The sequence below is a fragment of the Dictyobacter vulcani genome, assembly GCF_008974265.1.
Lineage (GTDB): Bacteria > Chloroflexota > Ktedonobacteria > Ktedonobacterales > Ktedonobacteraceae > Dictyobacter > Dictyobacter vulcani.
On sequence record NZ_BKZW01000002.1, the window covers coordinates 1408606 to 1433098 of the forward strand.

The following is a 24493-nucleotide window of genomic DNA, read 5'->3' on the forward strand; positions in this document are numbered from 1 at the left end:
TGCCTACCAGCGAGGCTGGTAGAACGCGTACATTTATCAGCATTTATGTAAATAAGGTATCAAACTATTCAGAATCAGGTGAGTTTATACTGCAAGCATTAGTGTCTCACGGCTGTATACATGAGCTATACATGGTTGGTTTGGATATCAATTCTATGCAATGCTGGATCTGCGTTTGTTTGGCAACCGTCCATTCCGCACCTGTAATACACTGGCTCTCTTCTCGGAGCAGGCTTTATGGGACTGCTCTACGCGGCTCCGCTCTTCCTGCAGGTTGGACGCGGTGTCTCGGCACTCACCTCTGGCCTGACCACCTTTCCCGAGGCGCTGGGCGTACTTGTCTCGACCCAGATCGCAGCACGGCTCTATCCGCGCCTGGGGCCACGCCGACTGGTTATTACTGGTCTGAGCAGCGTCACCGTCTTTATGACATTGATGCTTTTTATTGGACAGGATACCAATCTCTGGCTGATGCGTATCTTGATGTTCCTGATTGGTGCCGGTATGGCCTGCTCATTTATTCCGATCCAGGTGGCCGCGTTCGCGACAATCTCGCCGGCCGCAACCGGCCAGGCTTCCGCGCTCAATAATGCTCGTCTGCAGGTTGGGGCCTCGTTAGGCGTGGCATTAATCAGTAGCGTGATCAGTTTTGTTGGTATCACGCACGTAGATGCGCATGGTGCAGTCGTTGCCAACCTGGCATCTTACCATACCGCGTTTATCGTCTCGGCGATCCTGGTCTTAATCGCCACTGGTATTGGCTTTACCATTCACGACAGCGGTGCCGCCAGTACCATGAGCCGTCGTCCCGATGAAACCGTCAAGCAAGACGCCATCCTGGATGCTACTCCCGGCGCCGAAGTGGTACTCTAACGCGTTAATGAGAGTGTGCTTGAAGCTTGCACCTACTAGAATCATAGAATTCAGTCACAATGTACTACCTTGATAGGAGTGGAAATATAGTACAAGCATAAAAAAAGGATCACGACACACTGTTGTGGTCCTTTTTTTATGCTTGTACTATATTATGAGCCATAATCGTTGCACCACGGAAAAGAAGTGCATGGCGCAAATGTGCGACTTCAGAAAAAAAGTTAAGCATTGAGTTAGATAAATGGTAAAGTACTGCTACTTTTTTTCCTTTCCGGCCGTGTCATGAACAGCAAGCTAGAGAATATACATAACCACAAACAACTCGTTGTGCTGTAATGGTACAGCGAATACAGTAGAAGGAGTTTTCTATGTCTGGTCTGCTGGCCGCCCGAGCACAAATGGGAACATCGCTGATATTCCATATCGTGTTCTCGGTGCTGGGCGTGGGAATACCTCTGCTACTCTGTTTAGCAGAAGGATTAGCGTTAGCCCGTAAGGATCCTGTGTGGATGACATTGGCGCGCCGCTGGGCGAAGGCTGCGGTCATTATTTTCGCCATTGGCGCGGTCTCTGGTACGATCGTGGAGTTTGAACTGGGACTGCTCTGGCCAACGTATATCAAGTTTATCGGAGCTGTCATTGGACCTTTGTTTGCCTTTGAAGGCTTCGCTTTCTTCCTTGAGGCTATCTTCTTTGGTATTTATATGTTTACCTGGGATATCATCCCGCCGTTCTGGCATTGGGTCTCATCCTTTCCGATCTGGATTGGTGGCCTGGCCTCAACGTGGTTTATTGTGACCACGAACTCATGGATGAATACGCCGACCGGATTCGTGTTCAAAAATGGCAAACTGGTGGCCATTGATTCGCTGCAGGCGATTGCCAATCCCAGTACGCCCTATCAGACGGTCCATATGGCTCTGGCGTGCTATGTGGCCTGTGGCTTTGGCGTTGCCGCTATCTATGCGTTTGCGATGATCCGTGGCAAGCGTGACGACTATCACCGCAAAGGCCTATTGCTGGCGCTGGCCATGGCGACGGTTGCGACACCGCTACAGATTGTCAGCGGTGATTTCAATGCGCGCTTTCTGGCTACTGCCCAGCCAGCCAAGCTTGCCGCGATGGAAGGTGTGTTCAAAACTTCCAGTCATGTGCCCCTGAATATTGGCGGTATCCCGGATGCTAAGACCGGAACATTTATCCTCTCGATTCCGATACCCGATGGCCTGAGCCTGCTGGCCACGTATAATCCAAATGGTGTAATTCGGGGGCTGGATGCGTATCCACCGCGCGACCGTCCAGATCCTGTTGTGGTCCATCTGGCCTTTGATGGCATGGTCGGTAGTGGCTTCTTTGCCCTGTTTGTGGCCGTGGTTTTCTGGTTGCTTTACTTTAAGCGTAAACGGATCATACCCGAATATACATTGCTCTTAATGGGTGTGGCCCTGTCCGGCTTCTTAAGTTTTCTGGCCGTGGAGTTAGGCTGGATTGTGACGGAAGAAGGGCGGCAACCCTGGGTCATTTCTGGCTACCTGCGTACAAGTGATGCGGTAACAAACGCTCCATTTCTGGGGGGCAGTTTCGTGGTTTTCGCGCTCATCTATATTGTCCTGGCTGTCACTATGATCGTCCTGCTGTTACACCTGGCACGCAGTCCATTGCCAGAAATGCGCTGGGAAGAGGTTTCCAGTGGGAAACAAGCTGGCAATAAAGCTATCAATCAAACCATGAAGATCGGTTCGTAAGAGAGGAGAAAAGAGGATGAGCCTGGCTTATGTCTTATTGAGTATCATCTGGTTTGCGCTGATTGCGTATGCCGCCTTTGGTGGTGCAGACTATGGTGCAGGACTATGGGATCTGGTGGCGAGGGGCGATACGGCTGCTAAACAGCGTGAACTGATCGACTCCTCGTTGGGGCCGGTGTGGGAGACCAACCATGTCTGGCTGGTTTTCCTGGTGGTCGGCTTGTTTTCCGCCTTTCCTGTTCCTTTCTCGATCATCTGCATAGTGCTGTTTATCCCGCTGGTCGTGGCCCTGATAGGTGTGGTCTTACGCGGCTCGGCTTTTGTGTTTCGTACCCATGGTTTGCGTGGCAAGAACGCGCTCATCTGGACCCAGGTTTTCAGTGCATCGAGCGTGTTGACACCTTTTTTCCTGGGCCTGTCGGCCGCTGCCGTAGCCAGTGGACGTATCCGCGTACCACCTGGAAGCACGGTCCAGACGGACCTGGGCTCTATCTGGCTGACACCTTTTACGATCGCCATTGGCTGTATGGCGGTCTCGCTTTGCGCCACTCTGGCCAGTGTCTATCTGACAGTCGAGGCCAGTAATAGTAAAGATCATGATCTGGCAGAAATGTATCGACGGCGCAGCCTGATTACAGGAGCCGTGACGGCCGTCTTAGGTGCCCTTGGGCTTGGTCTCTCGACTATCTATGCACCCCTGTTATGGCAGGGTATGCTGGCGCGTGCGTTGCCGCTGGTGATCGCGACCATGTTGATCGGCCTGGCGACAGCCGCGACCCTCTACTTCCGCTATTACCGGATCGCACGTGCCCTGGTCGTGGGAGAGGTGGCCTTCTTGCTTGGTTCATGGGGTGTCTCGCAGATACCATATCTTATTCCACCGGATATAACTGTAGACCAGGGGGCCGGTTCACCCAGCACACTGTTCCTGCTGCTCATCGGCGTTTGTGTTGGTATGGTCATCATCCTTCCATCCATTTACTTACTCCTCTACCTCGTCAAGCTACGTACGGGTATGGGCTTCTTTCAGAAAGGAGAATAAGTATCTATGGAAGCCATCATCGTCTACTGTCTGGTGCCGGTCTTCTTTATCGTACTCGGCCTTTTTAGCGCGACCATCTTGCTGAACAAGCCGTATCGTGAACCCGAGCCAGTGCAAGCGTCAAAAAAAAAACGCCTCTGAAAAGAAGAGCTTGAAACCTGCCTATGCAGCCCTGGCCGTGTTTCTCGCATCCATACTGGCGGCCTTTGTCACTGATAAAAAACGTGCACGTGACTAAAATATAAATACATAATCCATACATTAAAAAAGTGGTTTGCTAATAGCGGACCACTTTTTTAATGTATGGAATTGGGAAAGCCGGAGCAACGCTTATTTTCGTGTGCCCCGGTAGGCGATTGGACCTTCATTGATGCGTTGGAAATAGCCAAAAAAGCTACTCATATCAGATGCAAAGCTGATGGAAAAGGAATTGCCTTGCTGATCGCGCCAGGACAAACTGGCAGGAAGAGAGCCTGTGCCCGCATCAACGCTGAAGCTGAGGTCGGCAGCCGTATGCCACTGGGTGATTGGTCCCCATGAATTTTGGGTCGCGTATGTATACGTACTGGCTGTGGGTTCCGAGCCCTTTGCATCTTTTGCGAGAGCTGCGCCGCCTGTAACCAATAGTGTCGCCAGCGTGGCGGAACCTGCGCTCTTCATAAAGTTGCGTCGATCAGGGGATACGTTTTCTGTCTGCATAAAAATCTCTTTCTGCGTTCATAGTAAGATGAACAACTCAAATAATATATTAATCAGGTCAATGACCCTCTCTTATCATCTTACTGAAAGGACCAAAAAGCTTCTACTTTCTTTCCATCGTTCTGTGCTGCTATTCATGGATGAAAGATGCCTATGGAGTTCTGCTGTTTTCAGTTTCATTTCAGCTACCAGCGGTATACTGGCTGACACAGGGAAAATACACATGCTGTTTATGAAGTGATGGAGGAATACTATGCAGGCATTTTCAAAGAAGACAGAGATACAGGAAAGACCAGGACTGCTTGTACTTGCATTGAGTATCATCCTGCTGGCGATGATGCTTGCCGCATGTAGTCAGCCGGCCAGTAAGTCAGTCGGCGCGGTCCCCACGCCGGTCCCCACGCCGACCTCGACGCCAGTTGCGCCATTGCCCCCTCGAATAACCAGGTGTCCCTGACTATGGATGCCGATGTCATGTATGCGGCTACCTCTGGTCAGGGTGTATCTGCCTTTCATGCACAGAATGGTGCTAAAATCTGGCAGACGAGAATCGATGGCATAAGCGCCTGGCAACCTGTAGTGGCCAATGGCATTGTATATATCACATCATCGACTGGTGAAGGTGGACCTTATTATATGACAGCGTTGCGGGCCAGGGATGGTAAGCTCCTCTGGCGTTATCGCAGTGATATGAATATGAGTCTGTCCGGTGTCGAGAATGGCAGCGCTTACCTTTCAACGCTGACCGAGGTGATTGCACTCAGAGCTACTGATGGTGTGGAGCTATGGCATGTGCATAATATCTCTGATCAACCACTGGTGATTGTGAAAGACGTTGTCTATTTGAATCAAATCTCGACCTTCTCCGTGCTTAACGCCAGCAATGGGGAGGTCATGTGGAAACATGCTGTAGACAATAGAGTAGATATGCTGAAAAGCAGTCAGGAAACGCTGTATATCTGTTGCGACAAAGGAAAATTTCAGGCGTTGCGTGCGAGCGATGGCCACGTATTGTGGAGCCAGATGATCGATGCTACTATGGCTCAAACTCCCCAGATTGTTAATGGCGTCATCTATCTCCAGGCCACAAAAATAAATCTTGGAGGCTCTACCACCCCCACCACTACCAGTAGCTCACTCCTGCCCTCGTTCTCAGCAACTGGCAAGACATTGCATGGAATGGTTCAGGCACGTGCCGCTTTGCCGCTTCGTGCCGCTCTGCCGCTTAAGGAAGGATCGACCTTTCTCTATGCGTTACGTGCCAGTGATGGCACACTCCTGTGGAAGCAAGTCAGCCAGCCTGGCGATGAGAGTTTTGCCAACTGGTTCCAGGTAGAGCAAGGTGTTGTTTATAGTATGGTTACCACTTCAACGAACACCAGTACGACGAGTATACTGACCGCCTTCCAATGTCAGAGCGGAAAACCTCTCTGGCGGAGAGCAGATGCCATTGGTTCCTATCCATATGGAGCAGCCATACGTGATGGCGTGATCTACAGGCTCGGAGGCCACAGCGCCGATGCTCTGTCTGCCCGTAATGGCAACATACTCTGGAGCCATCCTCTTGCGGGTAACGTCAATGATGCCCCCATTATCACCGCGCAACAGCTCTATCTTGGTACCGATAATGGCATTGTCTACGCCCTCAAGCGCGAGAATGGGCAGGTGCAATGGCGTGAGGATACTGTGCATGTTTAAGGAGTGAATAGTATCTTAACTGGTGAATGCATTAATTTATATGTAGGAGTGTGTTTATCCAGACTGTGCTATACTAGGGAAAAAATCTCAAGAAAATAGAGCCAGGAGGTAATAAGATGTCAGAACGTTGTGCCGAATGTGGTGGTGTGCTTCCCGTGGGAAGGACTTGCCAGCATATCTTCGATGAGTGCCTGGCGCTGGAATTGACCGATCATGCTTTTGGGAAGGTCCACATGTTGACGGTTGCCTGCTTTATGATACAGCATGGGCGTTATAGTGAGGAAGCATTGAGTTGGATCGGACCTCAAGTTCAGGATCACCTGAATGGCGTTCCGGCCCGCTACCTGCGCCAACGTGCGGCCAGCGCTGTGGCAAATACCAAACATCCCGTGAAAATCTTGCGCGACGCTGGAGCAGAGCCACAACCCCGGGTTGATTGGTCAGTCACTATTGTTGATGTCGTTCCTTTTCTGCAGGATGCTGATGCGTATTGTGAGCAGATAGAGCGCTGGGCACGCGCTACTGTGCATGAGATGAAAGCTATTAGCTAGCATGGGAATAGATATACCCGCATCCATTCTGGTAGTTGACGACGATGTGCGACTCCTGAACGCGCTGCGGCGTACGCTGGCATACGCGGGCTATCGCGTTACCACTGCGACCACTGGCAAAGATGCGCTCAACCAGGTCAGGCATAGTCCGCCTGACCTGGTGATCCTGGACCGTATGTTGCCAGATATGGACGGCTTAGAGGTGTGTGTCGGGTTGCGGAAAAACAATGACACTATCGCGATTTTGATGCTGACAGCCAGGGACGCTATCCTTGATCGTGTGCAGGGACTGGAGGGGGGAGCCGATGATTATCTGGTCAAGCCATTTGCGCAGGTTGAATTGCTCGCCCGGATCAAAGCACTGTTGCGCCGTCGCCAGCCACCAGATGTACAAAAAGGTCTGCTTGCCTTTGCTGATCTGGAACTGGACACCGCCACGCGTCTGGCCAGACGTAGTGGCCGCGACATCGAGCTCAGCACCACAGAATATGAACTGCTCGCGCTTTTCATGCGCAATCCTGGCATTGTACTGACCCGCACGCTCCTGCTGGATCGTATCTGGGGCCGCGACTTCGAGGGAGGCCCGAATGTGTTAGAAGTATACGTCGTCCATCTGCGCACAAAACTGGAGCAGGCTGGCGAGCCGCGCTTGATCCAGACGATGCGTGGGACCGGCTATGTTTTGCGTCAGCTTGCTTAAAAGAAAGTGTCTTGCCAGCATGTATATGCCACTACAATTACGGCTGACTGGCTTCTACCTCGTGCTCCTGATCAGCGCCCTGACCTGCTTTGGACTATTGATCGAGCGGCAGGCTACCCGGCGCGCCTATGACGACCTGGATCAGACCCTGAGTAGCCGCGCTGCGAGCGTGCAGCTTGGGAAAATGCTTGTCAGTCCGGGTACAGTACCTTCTATCATTCCGGGCATAGCTGGAGTAGGGACCGAAGGCGTCGCCATTGAAATCCTGGATCGGGACATGCACCTGCTGGCCAGCACCGATAGCAATCCTGCTAATATCATGCAGCCCTCGTTACAAGGCTCAAAAGGAAGTCCCATTCCATGGGATAAACAGGCAGTTCAGACCCTCTTACGGCAAACCACTGCTGATTATTCCTATAGCCAAAGGAGTGTGTATAGCACTGTCACTTATCAGGGTCAGCAGATCAGGGTCTATAGCACCACAAATAATACTTTTGGCCGCATACATATTATCCAGACCGCTCGTTCTGAGCAGTCTGTTGAACTCGCGCTGACAAATCTACGGCTGATCCTCTGGGGAACAGGGAGTTTGATTGTGGTCTGTGCGGCGCTGGGTGGATGGTTGCTGATGCGAGGAGTTTTATTGCGTGTGCGCCATCTCACCATGACCGCTCGCGCTATCACGCAGAAACAGCATTTTAGTCAGCGTGTCGTTCTGTCTACACACAGTGGTGACGAATTATCCCAACTGGCCGCAACCTTTAATACTATGCTGGATCAGTTAGAGCACCTCTACCACTATCAGCAGCGCTTTATCGCGGATGCTTCGCATGAACTGCGGGCTCCCATTACCTCTATTCGTTGTAACCTTGATCTCTTAACGCAGGCAGACAGTCTTGCGCCTGAAGAAAGGCGCGAGGCTCTGGCAGACACCAAAGATGAAGCTGAGCGCATGGGGCGTCTGGTCAATGATCTATTAACCCTGGCCCATGCTGATGCCAGTTCTCACCTGTTACAGCCAGATCTTCAGCAGCAGCGTATGCATCAGATCGATCTGGATAGCTTGATCCTTGAAGTCTTCCGGCAATATCGACCGGGGGATGACAAAAAGGGTCATCCGCGTTTACTGCTACAGGATATTACCCCGGTTCAGGTGCTGGGAAATGGGGATCAACTAAAGCAAGCGCTGGTGGCCCTGGTTGATAATGCGCTCAAATATACGCCCGCCGATGGCACCGTCACGCTCCGGCTTACGCTTGATGGATCCTGGTGTGTGGTGAGTGTCCGTGATACCGGACCAGGGATTGCGCCCGAAGACATATCACATATCTTCGAGCGCTTTTATCGTTCCGTGCAGGGGCGCACGCAGGATGGTAGTGGATTGGGCCTGGCCATTGCCCGGAGCATCGTGATGGAGCATAAAGGCACGCTGCATGTTGAAAGCGTGCCTGGCCAGGGAAGCACCTTTACCATATGCCTTCCCTTGAAGGCATCATGAGGAGAACTTTATGCTGCGTAGCGGGACAGAGCCTGCTCGTTATCATATGCTGTCTGGGTGCGCTGCTCAGGTGTGACGCAGACATGATCATTGGGACCTGCCTCACGCCAGACGTAGCCTGAGCGACAGCTATCCGATCCATACGCGCCGTGGGGATTGACGCGATAGCGGGCCTGGCTATTATCAAAGGCGGCCCTGGTGCGTTGATCAGGGGTGACACAAACATGGTCATCAGTAAATGCTTCGCGCCAGACATAGCCAGTGAGGCAGGTGTCTGGACCATACGGACCATTGCCAGCATGGCTGGCCGTGACATGGTGCAATCCTGCCGCCTGGCTTGTCGGTACACAGAAACTAGCTAGGATCATGAGTAAGGTCGCGACCACAGCGGCCGTTGCTAAACATCGTGTGTACATATTCCCTCCTTTTTCCTGGTAAGAAATGTTTAATATTGCCGTCTCTCTAGAGAGAGTTTTTCAGCATCGGCATCTCTCAGTCAAATCTCTATCCAGGTGTCCAAAGGGATCTTTGCGTGTCCCTACGGTATATCATCAGGTGAACGTGTACTTTGAATCTGTTCAGGTGTGATTACCGCATCTCGTAAATTAGCTCCACCTAAAAGGGCACCGGTAGTCGTGGCACTGTTCAAATTCGCTCCATGGAGGTCCGCATCAATCAGATCAGCATCCATGAGATTGGTAGCACTGAGATCAGCGCTATCCATGTGAGCGGCATGCAGTTGGCAACCACTCAAGTCAGCCCCATGTAAGTGTGCATTTGAAAGTGTAGCCTGGTTGAGATTACAGCCGACAAGATTAGCATACTCCATGCTAGCATTGCGTAAGTCCGATGTAGAAAGGTCGGCCCCACTCAAGTTCGCCCGATTGAAATCCGCGCCTATTAAAGAAAGGCCATGCAGATCAGTCTCATTGAGCTCTGGACTCTCACCAGGATGCTCTTTTCTCCATTCATTCCAGCGCTCAATGTTTCCCTGCTTCAAGAGCTCAACTAACAATAGATCTGGCATTTTAGCATCCCCTTTCTATCTGATGCAGAAACATGTAGGAAAATCTACACTCGACCAACGTTTCGAACCCGGAATAAGTTTCCATCGTATCGGCAACCCGTTTGGGCGCACAAAAAAGATGGTGGCGACTTGAGATCTGTCGCCACCATCCTTTAGAGGTGTCCTGCCAAAAAGAAAGTTTTGAGGTATGTTCTAAATTACAAACTACTCTAATGTGCCAAAAGCTTGACTGACATTCACGATTCTCTCATATGACCTTGTACAGATAACCTTTGGAGCATCTCCATGACGCCCTGATCTGCACTTGTTTGTTGAGGATATGAGCTGAGAGTCTGCTTTTCTCTCAAAATGCTCCATCCCCAGCAATAAAAGGGATGTCCAAGAGCTTGATTGTAAGTGTGTTCTCCCCTCCTTATTGACGCTATAGATACAGCTATCTATCTAAGATTCTGATGATGGTTCCTTGATAGATGCCTTGTTATACCCATAGTACGAGCGCCGAAAAAAGAAGGTAACTGCCGACCTGACAAGCTATTACGCGAAATATCATTTTGTTGAGAGTACCTTGAAATGGATGGGATTCAATTATCAATATGAAGTTGAATCTGCGATCATATCTTTTTGAACGAGAGGCAACAGAAAATGGTCTGCCAGACGTTGAGGCAAGGTTGATTTCCCTGCACCTGGAGGACCCGAAACAATGATGAGGACCGGATTCACAGCTGGTTTTTCTCTCAATGTCCAGATTATCCTTTCAAACTTGAATTGTCTGTAACATTCTACCACACCTTAAACTTGCTGTACCGCGATCGTATGAAGCGTTCGGTTTCTGGATCTTCAAAGCCATGGTTCACATCTATGTAACTACCTCAGAAAGAGACATCTCCAACTTGCTTTTCAGGCTACCTCACGTTTACAGAGTTGCTACAGCTGACACTTCATAGCGTTTGATGTCCATGGCATTTGTCAGTATTGACTCCAGGTACACGCCAAATTCCTGGAAGTGTGGCGATTGGAAATGTTGCATTAATGCTTCGGCGTTATCCCATTGCTCGAAGATAAAAAAGGTATTGCGGTCGGTTGGTTCGACATAGAAACGATAACTGCGGCAGCCTGTCTCGGCTTCCGATGTTATACTCATCTGCTGTGCTTTCTGTACGGCCTCGTCCCATTTTTCTGGTTTGATGGTAGCTTTGCCTGCGATAACTATCATGGTTTGTCTCCTTGTTTCTGATCGTTTTTGCTGATGAATCACGAGCCTCTACCTCTGTCGTGGATATGACGCATTGCTAAAGTGGCGGTAGCTGCTATGTCCACGATGCGCTCGGCACTTCGGCTAGGCCTGGTCGGTGCGTTTGACGCCAGGTATGCTGAGGACGAGGTCTGCTCCAAAGACCTGAGATGGGGTGTGGAAGCCGGGCTGGACCTCACCTGCCAGAACTCGCTCAACAATAGTAAGTGCGGTTAAAACGGTGAAATCGTAGGCTTCTGGACCAACCAGGTGTGAAACCACTCGTTGGCCGCTGGCATCCGTTGCCTCACCCCATACAACAGTCTTGCCTTGTGATCGTTCCTGGGCGCTGGGACCAGGTGGTTGTCGCTGTGCCTGGCGCTTGAGAAAATTTTGCAGTGCAGCAGAACGGAAGACGCCCTTGAGTGGCGTGCTTAGCGCCATCATGATGCGTAAGGCTATGGGATAGACGGTGTAGGTTTTGATACCTGGAATACCAGTGCTATAGTACGCCGTAAAAATGTCGCCGCGCCAGGGATTCGTGACGGTTAGGAGTGGCCCTTGACCAAAGTCAATGCGCCGTCTCTCAGCGCCCGCGTGCCTGGGAACAAGCTTGCCATCCTGTCTCACCACACCCGCGTTAGGGAGATCTTTGAGGGTCGAAAGAAGGGTGCCGCGCGAGACGCCACCCAGAGCGTGAAAGGCGAGCGACAATTGCGTTGCCGTGGGCAGACGCGTCTTCAAATGGAGCGCGAGGGCGTCGGTTGGCACAATCCCAAAGCCTACCCCTGGCAGGAGCATGACGTTGGCAGCCTGAGCCGCTGAGTCATAGGTATGTAGCAGTTGGAATTCTGGCACCTCACCGGCAATATCAAGATAGTGTGCACCGACCCGCAGACATGCTTCTGCTAATTTCCTGGCCGTAAAGGAAAATGGACCAGCACAGTTGAGGACCACGCTCACTCCGGCTAAACCCTCATCGATGGTGGCTGGCTTCTCCAGGTCAAAGGCGCGATACGTCAGGCCGAGTTCCTCTGCCAGCTTTTGAAGGGCAGTAGCGTTGCGACCAGCTAAAATTGGCCGCAAACCCCGCAGCAGGGCGGCGCGAGCTATTAGCTCGCCAGTATAACCTGTCGCTCCATAGAGCAGAAATGTTGTTTGCATTTCCACTTGCCCATCTCGCATTGGTTCTCCCATGGTTCTTCTTCCTCACTTTTAATTAAATGACCATGAGTCAATTATAAATGACTCGTGGTCATTTGTCAAATTTTGGGGAGTGCGATGTTGGGACAAAGTTGATTTTCCTGCACCTGGAGGACCCGAAACAATGATGAGGACCGGATTCACAGCTGGTTTTTCTCTCAATGTCCAGATTATCCTTTCAAACTTGAATTGTCTGTAACATTCTACCACAACCCCTTTTCGGTTAGCGACACGGTTGGCGGATGATGCGACGTACCGGCAGGTCCCCTTGAAAGACAATCGTGAACGCCGCTCAGTCGCGGCTAGCTCCGCTCACACGATTGCAAGGTAGGGCTTGAACCTGCGACCGGTTCACGGAAGCCATGTCCCTTCAACACGTAGTCGTGTGAAGGTGAGCGCGTCCCGCGTTCATCGTGTACATGCTCGTACGTCTACCAGTCGCAGCGACAAGCGCTGCCGGTACGTTGGTGTTGAATGCTCGTACGCTTATCTAGTGATACTTTTTGGCAGTTTTGGCGTGGAATTAAGAGAGGAGAATCCTTTTGATTTAGGTAGCGGGAGGAAAGAGTGTATGGCTGTATTCGCCACCTTCTTTGGTAAACTGTCGCGATACCTGACTGCTGAGAGTGTGAGCAAAACGTTACACGCTCATGTGGGGACGGTGCCTAATCCTTTGAGCAAACGCAGTAAACAGTTGAAGCCGCGCATTCATGATGCAAAGATGTTTAAAAGTGTCTGTCCCTATTGTGCTGTAGGGTGTGGGCAGCGCGTGTATGTTAAGGATGGGAAAGTTATCGATATTGAGGGGGATAATGATAGTCCGATCAGTGGTGGGTGCCTCTGTCCCAAAGGGAGTGCCAGCTATCAACTGGACATAAATAAGCGGCGCGTCACCACTGTCAAATATCGTGCGCCTTATGCGACCGATTGGGAAGAGAAGCCATTGGCCTGGGCGATGGAGCGTATCGCGCAGAAGCTTTATGCGACCCGTGAGGCGACTTTCCGTGAGACGAATGAGAATGGGAAGCCCATCAATAATACGGTCGCTATCGGTTCGCTTGGTGGCGCAACTCTTGATAATGAAGAGAACTATCTGATCACCAAGTTTTTCCACTCTCTGGGTATGGTCTGTATTGAAAACCAGGCCCGTATATGACACAGCGCTTCTGTGCCGGGTCTCGGTGCAAGCTTTGGGCGCGGTGCCGCCAATACCTTCCAGCAGGATTTACAGAATAGTGACTGCATTTTAATCGAAGGAAGTAACTTCGCGGAAGCACATCCAGTTGGTTTCCGCTGGGTGATGGCTGCCAAAGAGCGGGGCGCAACCATCATTCATGTTGATCCGCACTTCTCGCGTACCTCACAGATGGCAGATATCTATGCTCCCATTCGTGCCGGCACCGATATCGCTTTCCTGGGTGGGATCATCAAACTACATTCTTCAAAATGACCTGTACTTTAAAGAATATGTACAGGCATACACCAATGCCACCTATATCGTCAGTGATAAGTATCAGGATACCGAGGACCTGGCAGGATTTTTCTCCGGCTGGCAGCCAGAGCATGGTGCGTATGATACTGATAACTGGCAATACAAATTTACACAAAAGGGCGAGTCGCAAATAAAGACGGAGGAAGCCTCTACCGCTAGAGGTGGGTCTCGCAAAGGCAGTAGTGGTGATGTATATCATGAGCAGCATGTGATGCCGGATGCTCAAGAAGGGCAGGGTCTGCTACCCCATGCTCATCCAAGCCAGATTCAGCATGATGAGACGATGCAAGATCCACACTGTGTCTTGCAGATCCTGAAGCGCCACTATGCTCGCTACACGCCAGCAATGGTCTCCGACATTTGTGGTATTCCGCAGGACCTGTTTTATAAGATCGCTGATACGCTGGTCAAAAACTCGGGACGTGAACGCACGACCAACCTCTCCTACTCTGTTGGCTGGACCCAGCACATTATTGGCGTGCAGATGATCCGCACTGGCTGTATCCTGCAACTTCTACTGGGCAATATTGGGCGTCCCGGTGGGGGCGTGATGGCATTGCGTGGTCATGCTAATATTCAGGGCTCCACCGATATTCCTACCCTCTATAACCTGCTGCCAGGCTATCTGACAATGCCCAGCGCAATCCGTGAGGAGTACGATTATCAGACCTATATGGAGCACAATGATCAGGATTCCGGCTGGTGGGTGCATTATCCTGAATACTTTGTCAGTTTGATGAAAGCCTGGTATGGCGATGCCGCAACCAAAGAAAATGATTGGGCATTTAACTTCCTGCCGAAAGTTATTGAAGACCATTCAGATCTGCCGATGTTTGTGAGCATGAAAGACGGCAAGATGAAGGGCTTCTTCTTACTCGGACAAAATCCGGCGGCCGGTGGCGTCAACGCTGGTTTCCATCGGGCCGCGATGGAAAAATTGGACTGGCTGCTTGTCCGTGATCTCTTTGAAATCGAATCCGCCACCTATTGGAAACGTCCGGGCATTGATCCCACCAGGATCCCGACGGAAGTCTTTTTCCTGCCAGCCGCCTCACATGTAGAGAAGGAAGGAAGCTTTACCAATACACAACGGCTGATCCAATATCGTGATCAGTGTATCGAGCCACCAGATGATGCGCGTTCAGAAAACTGGTTTATTACCGAACTGTGTTTGCGCTTGAAAGAGATGTATCAGGAGAGTACCAAAGAGCGCGATAAGCCGATTCAGGCTGTAACCTGGAACTATCGGCGCGAGGGGCCTCAGCAGGAACCGGTGGTTGAAGACATTGTGAAGGAGATTAATGGCTATCGAACTGCTGATAGACATGTAGTGAAGGATTTTACTGAACTGAAAGCAGATGGCAGCACAGCGTCTGGTTGCTGGATCTTCAGCGGTATTATGCCGGAAGAAGGAAAGAACCTGTCACGTCGGCGCGAGCCTGATAACTATGTGAGTCTGGATTGGTGTTTCACCTGGCCTGCTAACCGCCATATTCTTTACAATCGGGCCTCGGCCGATCCTGAAGGCAAGCCATGGTCTGAGCGCAAGAAATATATATGGTGGGATCCTGAGCATAAAAACGACGATGGAAGCACCGGTCGCTGGGTTGGTTATGATATTCCTGACTTTCCAGTCACCAAGGCACCCACAACACAGGCTAATCCCACCGGAAGTGGCGTCGATGCTCACTCTGGCGCATCGCCTTTTATCATGAACGTTGAAGGCGTGGGACGGCTCTATGCTCCCAGTGGTCTGACCGATGGTCCAATGCCGACACACTATGAGCCGATAGAATCGCCCGTGAGAAATCTGCTGTACCCTGTTCAGTACCTGATCAAAAGGGGGAATCTCATGGGCATAATGGTTTTTTTACGGATACAACCCTCTGCATTGGTTGCAAAGCCTGCGAGGTTGCCTGTAAGCAATGGAATCAGTTGCCTGCGGATGGCTTTAAGATGAGTGGCTTTAGCTATGATAATACAGTCGCGCTCTCTGCCACCACCTGGCGACACGTTGATTTTGTCGAACAGAAGCGTTCTCCTGATGGCGACGGAAAACCGGTCAACTGGTTGATGATGAGTGATGTGTGCAAACACTGTGCCAATCCCGGTTGTATGGAAGCCTGTCCAACGGGAGCCATTATTCGCAATGAGTTTGGGGATGTCTTTGTCCAACCCGACATCTGTAATGGCTGTGGATATTGCGTCCCCTCATGTCCATTCGGCGTGATTGACCGCAACGAGACCACCGGCAATGCCGCCAAATGTACCCTATGCTATGACCGGCAAAAAGACGGCATTGAGCCAGCCTGTGCCAAGGCCTGCCCTACTGATTCAATCATCTTCGGGGATATTGATGAATTGAAAGATCGAGCCAGGAAACGCGTTGATACCCTGCACGAGCGCGGTGTCGACACGGCCTATCTGTATGGTGTGGATGAAGATACCAGCGTAGGTGACCTCAATGCCTTTTTCCTGCTCACTGAGCGCGCCTCAGTCTATAACTTGCCTGAGAAGCCAAACCTGCCACAGGATAATGTCTTGCCTGGATTTCTCGCATGTTTTGCCGCTGGCGCGTTTCTCACGGTAACGACCCTTATGTCCTTATGGAAGCGTTCTTGAATGAATCGATTGATTGGATGTTTGAAAATGTCATACTTCTTGCTAGTAATAGATGTGTAAGAGAGGTATTATGGATAAGCGCAATGGGAGCCAGCCGTTTTCACCATATGTTACGTGTACTCAAATTCTGTTCGGCTATGTCTATTGGTACCTGGGTACTCAGTTGTTTTGGCGTCTGCTGTGGCTTAACCAGTGCCCATCAGATGGCCAATGATGGGCTGCTGAATTGGTTACCCCCGGTGGCTCGTCTATTCAAAGCATTACCTGTAAAAATTATCCAGATTATCGGCAGCTTTTTTGGTCTCTTGCTGGCCTCATACACAGGCGTCTTGCTGGCAGCAACGGCAGTCCCGCTCTGGGCCCGAGCCCGCTGGGCAAGCCACTGATCAAAGGCCAACGTGGAGCGCTCTTCATCTTCGGCACCGTCATCGGTGGTGTCCTGCTACCATTACTGACCAGACTGGGCTTCAGAAGCACCAGGAAGGCACCATCCCGCAATGTGAATATCGTGTCATCCCTGCTCGTCCTCATCGGCGGCTTGATCATGCGTTACGTATGGGTCTATGCCGGCCATGATTCAGCGCAGGACCCACAGGCCACCCACGAGTACAACCGCATAGCATGGGAAGAGCGCACCAACAAAAGATAAGCTGTACCTGGCTTTTTCACTCTGGAGCCATCCTCTCGAGGTCGATTGGAGCCATCACGTCCAGGCCGCCCCAACGTGATCGCGTAGGTTCGACCCTCGAGGTCGATTGGAGGAGCCATCACGCCAACGCCGCCCCAACGTGAACAAGAAAAGGGGAATCGGTCCCTTTCGGGGCAAGATCGATGCGAGGGGAGACAATCGACCTCGAGGGTCGAACCTACTATCAGGGGGCGGTCCAGATATGAATTTTGGTGTCGTCGCCGCCGGTGGCGATGTATTTGCCATCGGGCGACCAGACCAGCACACGGATAGGTGCGGAATGGGAGAAGGTCAGGAGTTTCAGGTTGGTGGTGGTGTCCCAGACCTCTACCATCGTATCCTCGCTGGCATAGGCGAAGCGCCGGCCATCGGGTGACCAGGCTATGACCGAGATGGGTGCTGGATAGCGATAACTGAGGACCTCTTGATGGCTGGTGGTGTCCCACATTTGTATCATACCATCAAGCCGTCCACAGCCGACGCGTGAGCTTTTATTGGTTTGTGAGCCGGGACCGGGGCTGGTGAATGCTGGATAAATAGCTGGCGACCAGGCCGCTCCCATAATCGGGGCGGGCGGACCTGCATAGAATGCTATCTGCTTGCCTGTGAAGGCTTCCCAGGTTTGCAGAGAGGTATCCTCGCCGCCAGAAACGATGTGATAGCCGTGGCCCTGGGTTGACGCAGGTCCAGGAGGTGTCCAGGCCAGCGTATGGACGCTGTTACGGTGTCCCCGATAGATGGTGAGTTGTTTACTCGTGGTTGCATCCCAGACATGGACGGTCCCATCGCTAGCTGCGGACGCGATTACAGGTTGGATGGGTGACCAGGCCAGCGCATGAATACTATTATGGCCATGATGACCAGCATAGGTCAGGAGTGAGCGACCCGTACCTGCATTCCAGATGTGCACCTGCCCATCAGATCCAGCACTGGCAATCCGTAAGCCGTCAGTCGACCATGCGACTAAACGTACCTCTGTTGCTGGATCTTGAAAGGTCTGCTGGGGTTTTCCTGTCGTGGTATCCCAGACCTGTATCAGCTTTTCATGGCTGGCGGAGACGATGCGTTTACCATTTGGGGACCATGATAAGGCACTGATCCTATGCTGGTGACCCTGATAGCTACAGACACGTGTACCCGGCGGTTGGGGTTTTCCGCCAGACATCTGACTACGAAGCTGTGATTCTGTCTCTTTGCGCGCGGGCGGCACGATAACCGTGGGCATGACAGGCACGGTTGTTTTTTCTAGCTGAGCGGAGTCCGGCGTTGCCAGCCGACTGGCCTGCTCCAGCGCAGTTGCGAAGGCCTGTATACTGCCAAAGCGGCGATTGTAATCTTTGGCCAGTGCCGTGAACACGACCTGTTCAACCGCTTCCGGAAGGGTGGGGACCTTTTCTCGTAATGATGAAGGAGCAATTGATAGTTGCTGGGCCACAACTTCAGTGATCGACCCATAGAAGGGCCGATAACCTGTCAGCCACTCATACGCCATAATACCCAATGAATATTGATCACTGGCCTGACGCGGCTGACCCTGAATCTGTTCGGGCGCCATATATGGTAGCGTACCCGCTACGTCCTGTATATTTTGTGCCTGCACTGTTTGCATCAGCAGCGCAATCCCGAAGTCGCTCAAGAGGACCTCGTTTCGTCGGCCAAGCAGGATATTTTCTGGCTTTATATCTCGGTGGATTAATTTTTCATCGTGCGCATACTGCAACGCCTCTGCGATCTGCTTGATGTAGGACACAACTACCGCTAACGGAACTGGCGTGCCATTGGGATGGCGCTGCCGGAGCGTCCCACTGGAAGCATAATCTAACACCAGAAACGGAGTTGTGCCCTCGACGCCAAAGTCCAACACGCGCACAATATGTGGATGAATCAGTCTGGCAATATTGCGAGCCTCAATGTAGAAGCCGTCCATGGAACCATTCGCGGCCTCCATCTTGAGAACCTTGATCGCTGCCTGTGTACCAAGATAAATATGTTCTCCAAGGTAGACCCGGGCAAAGGCCCCTTCTCCCAAAAGGCGAATAAGCCGATAATTGCCCAACTGTTTTCCTGGATAAGAAGACATATGCAAATTCTTATGAGGAATGGGCTACATCCCTCTACTCCTGTTCCCATGAATTGCCGAGATGTGGTGGTTGGGCGTGCCGCGAGAGTGCCCGATTGTCTGTCAGTAGCATATCATATCGCGCACAAAAAGAGGAGTATTTTTTTCTGCATCTTGCAGAGGGTGAGCAGACGTATGGGGATAGAATCGAGTATCCCCTGTTTGGGGATACATTGCCAGCTACCTGCATCAATAGAGTAGAGTGTCTTTTCCCGTCCAACAATTGATGATCAGGCCTGCTTTTTTGATGCTTGAGGGACAAACTCGATGGCGGAATCTTTATCAGAATAGGCTGAAAAGACCCGGGTTTCATTGGTGGTATCCATGACCACATAGACGACACCACCATCGGTTGCATTTACGCTTCCCTGTTCGCCAGTGAGTTTGATACGTACCTGGTCACCTTCTTGAAAATAGGTGCCATCGTTATTGGTTTCCATGTTCGTGTTCTTTCTATGAGAGTAGACCTCATGGAGCAAAATAGCCATCGTGAACGCCGCTCATGTGTGGTTGGCTGCGCTCACACCATTGAAATGACATTGAGGTCAGTCTTCATCCTGTCTGGTTGCTGACTTTGCCTGATATGTGCCCTCTTTAAAGAGTAGAGATATCAGGAGATTTTTTGTGTTCCTCATTGATACTTTCGGCATACATGTAGGCATCATGTCGAATATCAAACGACTTGACCAGTCGATCGTTTGGAGAGGGTGCCTGATCTCCTGCGGCTCGCTCACGGACCAAAAAGATCTGAGGCGAGAGACATTGAACATAGTAATGATGATGTGCCATTAATGTGAAACCTTTACTGTTTCTCCTGTTGCGGATGGGGCGGCTTTCGCTGGTTTATCTAAGATGGCGTGATCAAAAATGGCTCTGGCGGTATCTGCACCAGTGAAATCAGCACTGCGCAAATCTGCATTGGTGAGGTCAGCGCCACGCATATTGGCCCGGCAAAAGCGAGTCTGATAGCCATCGATACCATTCATGAGCGCTTTTTGAAGATTGGCATCACTGAGGTCCGCGCCCTCCAGATTCGTATGACGCAAATCCGTTCCACTCAAATCTGCCTCGCGCAAATCTGCATGTTGAAGATTCGCCTCGGTCAAATCCACACCATGAAAATCGATGCCACGTAGATCTGCATGGCGGAGATCTGCCTGATGCAGATTGGGCTCTAACGCCTGCACATCATAATGCTCACGTCTCCATGCATTCCAGTTCTTGTTGCCAGATGCCAGGAGTTCAATATGTTTTTGTAGCGCCATTGTATGTACTCTCTCTCTGTCGTTCTTTATCCTATCATCACAGCACGGTTACTACAGCAAAAAAGAAGCTGTGATACATTGTGAGGATGTTATTTTCGTTTCAGCATACTTTCAAGAAAGATATGTTTATATCTCTCCCAGGTAGTTTTCCCAACCTTCAACCTATCCTTCAATAAGACCAGTTCGGCTTGAGGCAAATCTTCTTCCGCCTGATAACAAAGCTTGCCAGCTTCTCGCTCTTTTAAAGTACGAAGGGCTTTCGTGACTTTCTCAGGACCTTCAAGACGCTTGAGTTGTTCGATGGCATCAATGAAGATTTCTTTTGTCTGGGTAAATGTTTTCATTGCGGTTCTTTTCTAGTACTTCACGGGTACTACCTGGAAAGATGAAATACCCTGCTAGACCATGCGATCCTTGCAATTACTCATCTGGAAGAAGTAGTGGCAAAGTGTGTCTATATGGCGGTACTTCTAAAAGAGAAGAGCGATAAGCGCTTATTAGATTAAGGAAGGGCGCCCCATAAAAAGATTCATGAGACTCTTTAAATTATACACTATTTTTTAGAAAAATGCAATATAAGTAAAAATTCAAATACGTATATGCACTATTTGTGTAGATAGTGAAAATTTCTACCCTATTCAGCAAAAAAGGTAAGTAAATTCTTGTTTTAGAGGACTTGCCGATAACGCTGTAGCCGTTCCCAGGTGCGCTGCGCTGGTTGAAGCCCATCAGGTAGCTCAGGTTCTAAGCTACCGCGTATAATCAGAGCGAAGCAGTTGTCCTGATGATAGCGTTCGCGTAGGCTAGCATTTGAAAACACTTCTTGAATATAGTGATAGCCTTGATTTTCAGTTCGCCCCATCCAGATTCCCTCGGTCTGATCAAGTGTTGGTAAGGTCATGTGATGTCCTCGTTTCTGTTTCAAGACATGCTGAATAGGAAAATATGCTCAAATTTATCATCTAGCACAAAGAAGTTAAAAATGAGAGGAAATATATGTGTAATCCTTTCAGTCTTTCTTAGTATACATGATTTAACAGATAAATACAAAAGCATGATAGGGAAAACAGGGCTTTCCAATTCTCTTTTTGTCCCGCCTGCGGCGGGAGAAGAGGGAGGAGATGCGAGGACACCTCGCGCTCCGGCAAGGGGCGGCCAGCCCCTTGCATCCCCGCTTGCAACGAGAATTGGAAAGCCCTGTAGGGAAAAGAAGAGAAGCTGCCAGCTAAAAAAAAATAGTATAGCCAGATACTTAATACAATCTTACCTCTGCCGATTAAATAAATTGGGAACTGAAGTAGAGCTAACTGGAATAATGGATTTCCCTCTTTATTCCTGGATTTGCTTATCTCTCACTTCCTCTATGAAGAATAGTCATAGATTTGCCTTACATTTCATGTACAAGAAAGAGGAAAATTTCAATGAACCAGATGAATACAAAAAATCAGAAATCGAAATTTCTGTCAGTTGTGAAAAATCAGTCTGTTATTGCAGCTTTGCTCCTTGGTGGCGCACTGGCCATTACTGTCCCAGGTCCAATTTCCCATGCTTCAAGTCTTCATGACCGCCGTCACCATAATAGAACCACTATCAACAATAATAACAATAATAATAATAGCAACGGTAATCTCAATTTCGACAGTAGCAACAACCATAATGGCCATAACGGAAATAATTGGAATGGCTGGAATGGCAATGGCTGGAATGGACTGAGTGGCTTCTTTGGCCGTCACCGTCAGGTCAACATCAATAATAATGTCGAGTGTAATGATGACAACGGTGACGACGACAATGGCTGCGATAGTAACGGCTCTAATAACGGCTGGAATGGCGGCTGGAATGGTGGCTGGTTTAATAACAACGATGGACATGGTCGCAGCCAGATCAACGTTAACAATAATGTTAGCCGTGATCGTGACAACGAGCGCAACAATGACGATGAGAATGGTGGCAACGGTGATGAGGGCGGACACCACCGAAACCATCATCGCAATCGTACCACCATTAATAACAACAACAACAACAGCAATGCTAACGCTGATGCTAATATCGATTCGGAAGATAACAACCACCATAACGACTAGGCTTTATTCTTTCAGGGCTTCAATAGTATTGCTGAGGAATATTCCGATAAAGGCAACGCTATTGAAGCCCTGATTATGTTTGAATGGTGTTCATCCCAGACACTGTAGCAGAAGTGGTCACCTCTCCCGATGACATAATGACACTGGCTTTAGTATCTGCTTAATACTCCTCATGACAGATAATCCCTATCAAAAAAGAAGCAGAAAAGGAGGTAGCAATGGCCGCAATTCCAGAGAAATATAAGGATCTTCTGAAGACAAAATCTGGAGCCCATGTGGCGACAATTGGACCCAAAGGCGAGCCCAGAGTTCACCTGTCTGGTTTGACTGGGATGGTCAACATATTCTCTTCAGCCTGACCAAAAAGAGGCAGAAATTTCTCAATTTGAAGCGCGATCCGCATATCGCCCTCTCAATTACGGATCCTAAACGCCTGGAGCGCTACCTGGAGGTCCGGGGTACTATCGAACGTATTGAAGATGATCCAAAGCTGGACTTCATTAATTCAATGGCCAAGAAATACCTTGGAGTAGATAAGTATCCTTATCACCAGCCTGGCGATGAGCGTGTGGTGGTGTTTGTGAAACCAGAGCATGCCACCTATCAAGGCTAATCCTGAGAGCAAATGATGTTGATGTGCTTGCCCTATGAAAGCGTTTGCGCCTACAATAGAGTCTGTTCCAGGATCTGGACGAGTATTAACCATACTCGTCCATTTTTATGCCTTTATATTTGTGGGTGTATCTGAGTCTCACATTTATTGGGGGTCGTTACGTGTAGCCACACTCGGGCACTTTAGTGTCCAGGTTTTATAATATTTTCGCAAAAAATGTGCAATTGCACATTTTTTGCGAAAATATTATAAAAGAAACTAGAAATGTTTATGGTTAGATTACGGGCAGCGCTGCTTACTCCTTTAACTGGCTCTCTCTCTGCCTTTGGACAGGCCTGTGCCACCGGCCTTACACTGTGGGCTGAGCATGCGGCACAACTCCCTGTGCCATGGACCGGTGTTGAACTGGATGTGCACGATTGTGGTAGTAATATTGAAGCCAGCATGCGTGCTGTTCTCGCCACCTCTCCGGATGTGCTGTTTGGGCCGTATGGAAGTAATACCATGCTTGCTGCTGCGCGTGCCACCAGCCGTGTGCTCTGGAATCACGGAGGAGCAACCTCTCAACTTGCTCGCCCGCACTTTCCACACATCATTCCTATTCTTTCACCGGCTTCAACCTATTTTGCTGCGGTGCTGCAAGCCCTGCGGGCTGTGGATCCGCATATCACTACCGTTTCCCTTCTGTACACAACAACCGGTTTTGGACGTGACATAGCTCATGGGGCCAGCGCGGCGGCCGCCAGGCTCAACTTTCAGCTACAAACCATACCCTTTCAACCCTCGCATGCAGTTACAGCCGCATCCACAGTACCATCAGCAGATGTGTTGCTCGTGGTCGGTAACTTTGCGGACGAACTTGCTGTTGCGCCTGTCTTATTGCCGCGCAGATGGCGTGCGGCCGCCTTTGTCGGTGCTGGAGTCGAGGAAGTTCTGGCGCCGCTGGGAGAACAGCGAGAAGGACTGCTTGGACCGGCGCAATGGCTGGCACGCGTGGCTCCCAGTCCTGATGAAGGACCCGATGCCGATTGGTTTGTGCGCTATTACCGACAAGCATCCGGCAGCGAACCACCGTATCCCGCCGCGCAAGCATTTGCGGCTGGAGTCCTGTACGCACGTTGCCTGCGCGACAGTAATCGTAACGACGACCTGGCCCAACTGGAGTCCGCCAGGCAGCTTGCCTGTAATACACTCTATGGAGCTTTCCGGCTTGATCCGAATAGTGGTTTACAGACCGGGCATCAAATGCTTGTTGTCCAATGGCAACAGGGAACACGTCGTGTCGTCTGGCCTCCAGAACAGGCCGAGCGTGCGCTGATCTGATTGTCCCGATCATACTTGCA

25 protein-coding genes and 1 pseudogene are annotated in these 24493 nt (G+C 50.5%); 15 read left to right on the forward strand and 11 right to left on the reverse strand.

Features of this window, described 5'->3' with window-relative positions; all coding sequences use genetic code 11:
- The first annotated feature begins 237 nt into the window (after positions 1-237).
- From KDW_RS23370 to KDW_RS35300, 4 genes are all read left to right on the forward strand, one after another.
- A complete protein-coding gene (locus KDW_RS23370) occupies positions 238-873 on the forward strand; it encodes an MFS transporter (RefSeq protein ID WP_151758327.1) in 636 nt (211 codons plus the stop codon).
- A 368-nt stretch (positions 874-1241) separates the two neighbouring features.
- Positions 1242-2618 (forward strand): cytochrome ubiquinol oxidase subunit I, encoded by a 1377-nt coding sequence (locus KDW_RS23375; protein ID WP_151758328.1) that lies wholly within the window; start codon positions 1242-1244, stop codon positions 2616-2618.
- A 16-nt stretch (positions 2619-2634) separates the two neighbouring features.
- Positions 2635-3660, forward strand: a complete 1026-nt coding sequence (locus tag KDW_RS23380) for a cytochrome d ubiquinol oxidase subunit II (RefSeq protein ID WP_151758329.1) — start codon at positions 2635-2637, stop codon at positions 3658-3660.
- Between the two features lie 6 nt (positions 3661-3666).
- Entirely contained in the window at positions 3667-3801 is a 135-nt protein-coding gene (locus KDW_RS35300) for a hypothetical protein (protein WP_269822505.1), read from the forward strand.
- Between the two features lie 189 nt (positions 3802-3990).
- Here the strand turns inward: KDW_RS35300 and KDW_RS23385 are convergent, their stop codons facing one another.
- Positions 3991-4359 (reverse strand): hypothetical protein, encoded by a 369-nt coding sequence (locus KDW_RS23385; RefSeq protein ID WP_151758330.1) that lies wholly within the window; start codon positions 4357-4359, stop codon positions 3991-3993.
- Between the two features lie 253 nt (positions 4360-4612).
- Here KDW_RS23385 and KDW_RS23390 point away from each other — a divergent pair, with 253 nt between their 5' ends.
- From KDW_RS23390 to KDW_RS23410, 5 genes are all read left to right on the forward strand, one after another.
- The gene (locus KDW_RS23390; RefSeq protein ID WP_151758331.1) at positions 4613-4816 is read left to right on the forward strand and encodes a hypothetical protein; all 204 of its coding nucleotides are present in this window, start codon (positions 4613-4615) and stop codon (positions 4814-4816) included.
- A 2-nt stretch (positions 4817-4818) separates the two neighbouring features.
- Positions 4819-6057 (forward strand): outer membrane protein assembly factor BamB family protein, encoded by a 1239-nt coding sequence (locus KDW_RS23395; RefSeq protein ID WP_151758332.1) that lies wholly within the window; start codon positions 4819-4821, stop codon positions 6055-6057.
- A gap of 116 nt (positions 6058-6173) precedes the next feature.
- Positions 6174-6608, forward strand: a complete 435-nt coding sequence (locus KDW_RS23400) for a DUF5946 family protein (protein ID WP_151758333.1) — start codon at positions 6174-6176, stop codon at positions 6606-6608.
- Positions 6609-6621: 13 nt separating this feature from the next.
- Positions 6622-7308 (forward strand): response regulator transcription factor, encoded by a 687-nt coding sequence (locus KDW_RS23405; protein WP_170296572.1) that lies wholly within the window; start codon positions 6622-6624, stop codon positions 7306-7308.
- A gap of 19 nt (positions 7309-7327) precedes the next feature.
- Entirely contained in the window at positions 7328-8806 is a 1479-nt protein-coding gene (locus KDW_RS23410; RefSeq protein ID WP_162005544.1) for a sensor histidine kinase, read from the forward strand.
- 8 nt (positions 8807-8814) lie between these two features.
- On the opposite strand, the gene KDW_RS23415 is transcribed toward KDW_RS23410, so the two are convergent.
- From KDW_RS23415 to KDW_RS23430, 4 genes are all read right to left on the reverse strand, one after another.
- Positions 8815-9222 (reverse strand): hypothetical protein, encoded by a 408-nt coding sequence (locus KDW_RS23415; protein WP_198925474.1) that lies wholly within the window; start codon positions 9220-9222, stop codon positions 8815-8817.
- Between the two features lie 122 nt (positions 9223-9344).
- The gene (locus tag KDW_RS23420) at positions 9345-9833 is read right to left on the reverse strand and encodes a pentapeptide repeat-containing protein (protein WP_151758336.1); all 489 of its coding nucleotides are present in this window, start codon (positions 9831-9833) and stop codon (positions 9345-9347) included.
- 913 nt (positions 9834-10746) lie between these two features.
- On the reverse strand, positions 10747-11046 hold the full coding sequence (locus tag KDW_RS23425; protein ID WP_151758337.1) for a putative quinol monooxygenase: 300 nt from the start codon (positions 11044-11046) through the stop codon (positions 10747-10749).
- A gap of 123 nt (positions 11047-11169) precedes the next feature.
- A complete protein-coding gene (locus tag KDW_RS23430; RefSeq protein ID WP_198925476.1) occupies positions 11170-12261 on the reverse strand; it encodes a saccharopine dehydrogenase family protein in 1092 nt (363 codons plus the stop codon).
- 667 nt (positions 12262-12928) lie between these two features.
- On the opposite strand from KDW_RS23430, the pseudogene KDW_RS23435 reads away from it, so the two are divergent.
- The 3 genes and pseudogenes from KDW_RS23435 to KDW_RS36115 form a co-directional block, all read left to right on the forward strand.
- Positions 12929-15581 (forward strand): annotated as a pseudogene (locus KDW_RS23435) (molybdopterin-dependent oxidoreductase); the annotation flags it as partial.
- Positions 15582-15649: 68 nt separating this feature from the next.
- Entirely contained in the window at positions 15650-16381 is a 732-nt protein-coding gene (locus tag KDW_RS23440; protein WP_371876269.1) for a 4Fe-4S dicluster domain-containing protein, read from the forward strand.
- A gap of 137 nt (positions 16382-16518) precedes the next feature.
- Complete coding sequence (locus tag KDW_RS36115) at positions 16519-16767, forward strand: hypothetical protein (protein ID WP_371876270.1); 249 nt, start codon at positions 16519-16521, stop codon at positions 16765-16767.
- 486 nt (positions 16768-17253) lie between these two features.
- On the opposite strand, the gene KDW_RS23450 is transcribed toward KDW_RS36115, so the two are convergent.
- The 6 genes from KDW_RS23450 to KDW_RS23475 all read right to left on the reverse strand — a co-directional run bounded on the left by KDW_RS23450 (position 17254) and on the right by KDW_RS23475 (position 21354).
- Positions 17254-19149, reverse strand: a complete 1896-nt coding sequence (locus KDW_RS23450) for a serine/threonine-protein kinase (RefSeq protein WP_151758340.1) — start codon at positions 19147-19149, stop codon at positions 17254-17256.
- 269 nt (positions 19150-19418) lie between these two features.
- Positions 19419-19628: a hypothetical protein gene (locus KDW_RS23455; RefSeq protein WP_151758341.1), complete on the reverse strand. Its 210-nt coding sequence runs from the start codon at positions 19626-19628 to the stop codon at positions 19419-19421.
- Between the two features lie 154 nt (positions 19629-19782).
- The gene (locus tag KDW_RS23460; protein ID WP_151758342.1) at positions 19783-19977 is read right to left on the reverse strand and encodes a hypothetical protein; all 195 of its coding nucleotides are present in this window, start codon (positions 19975-19977) and stop codon (positions 19783-19785) included.
- Positions 19977-20453, reverse strand: a complete 477-nt coding sequence (locus KDW_RS23465) for a pentapeptide repeat-containing protein (RefSeq protein ID WP_151758343.1) — start codon at positions 20451-20453, stop codon at positions 19977-19979. The genes KDW_RS23460 and KDW_RS23465 overlap by 1 nt, the downstream gene beginning before the upstream one ends.
- A gap of 89 nt (positions 20454-20542) precedes the next feature.
- Entirely contained in the window at positions 20543-20797 is a 255-nt protein-coding gene (locus KDW_RS23470; protein WP_151758344.1) for a hypothetical protein, read from the reverse strand.
- 323 nt (positions 20798-21120) lie between these two features.
- The gene (locus KDW_RS23475; protein ID WP_151758345.1) at positions 21121-21354 is read right to left on the reverse strand and encodes a hypothetical protein; all 234 of its coding nucleotides are present in this window, start codon (positions 21352-21354) and stop codon (positions 21121-21123) included.
- Between the two features lie 520 nt (positions 21355-21874).
- Between KDW_RS23475 and KDW_RS23480 the strand changes: the two genes are divergently transcribed.
- The 3 genes from KDW_RS23480 (at position 21875) to KDW_RS23490 (ending at position 24473) form a co-directional block, all read left to right on the forward strand.
- Positions 21875-22537 carry a hypothetical protein gene (locus KDW_RS23480; RefSeq protein ID WP_151758346.1) on the forward strand — a complete coding sequence of 221 codons (663 nt, stop codon included), beginning with the start codon at positions 21875-21877 and terminating at the stop codon, positions 22535-22537.
- Between the two features lie 355 nt (positions 22538-22892).
- The gene (locus tag KDW_RS23485; protein ID WP_233097893.1) at positions 22893-23150 is read left to right on the forward strand and encodes a pyridoxamine 5'-phosphate oxidase family protein; all 258 of its coding nucleotides are present in this window, start codon (positions 22893-22895) and stop codon (positions 23148-23150) included.
- A gap of 264 nt (positions 23151-23414) precedes the next feature.
- On the forward strand, positions 23415-24473 hold the full coding sequence (locus KDW_RS23490; protein WP_198925482.1) for an ABC transporter substrate-binding protein: 1059 nt from the start codon (positions 23415-23417) through the stop codon (positions 24471-24473).
- Positions 24474-24493: the final 20 nt, after the last annotated feature.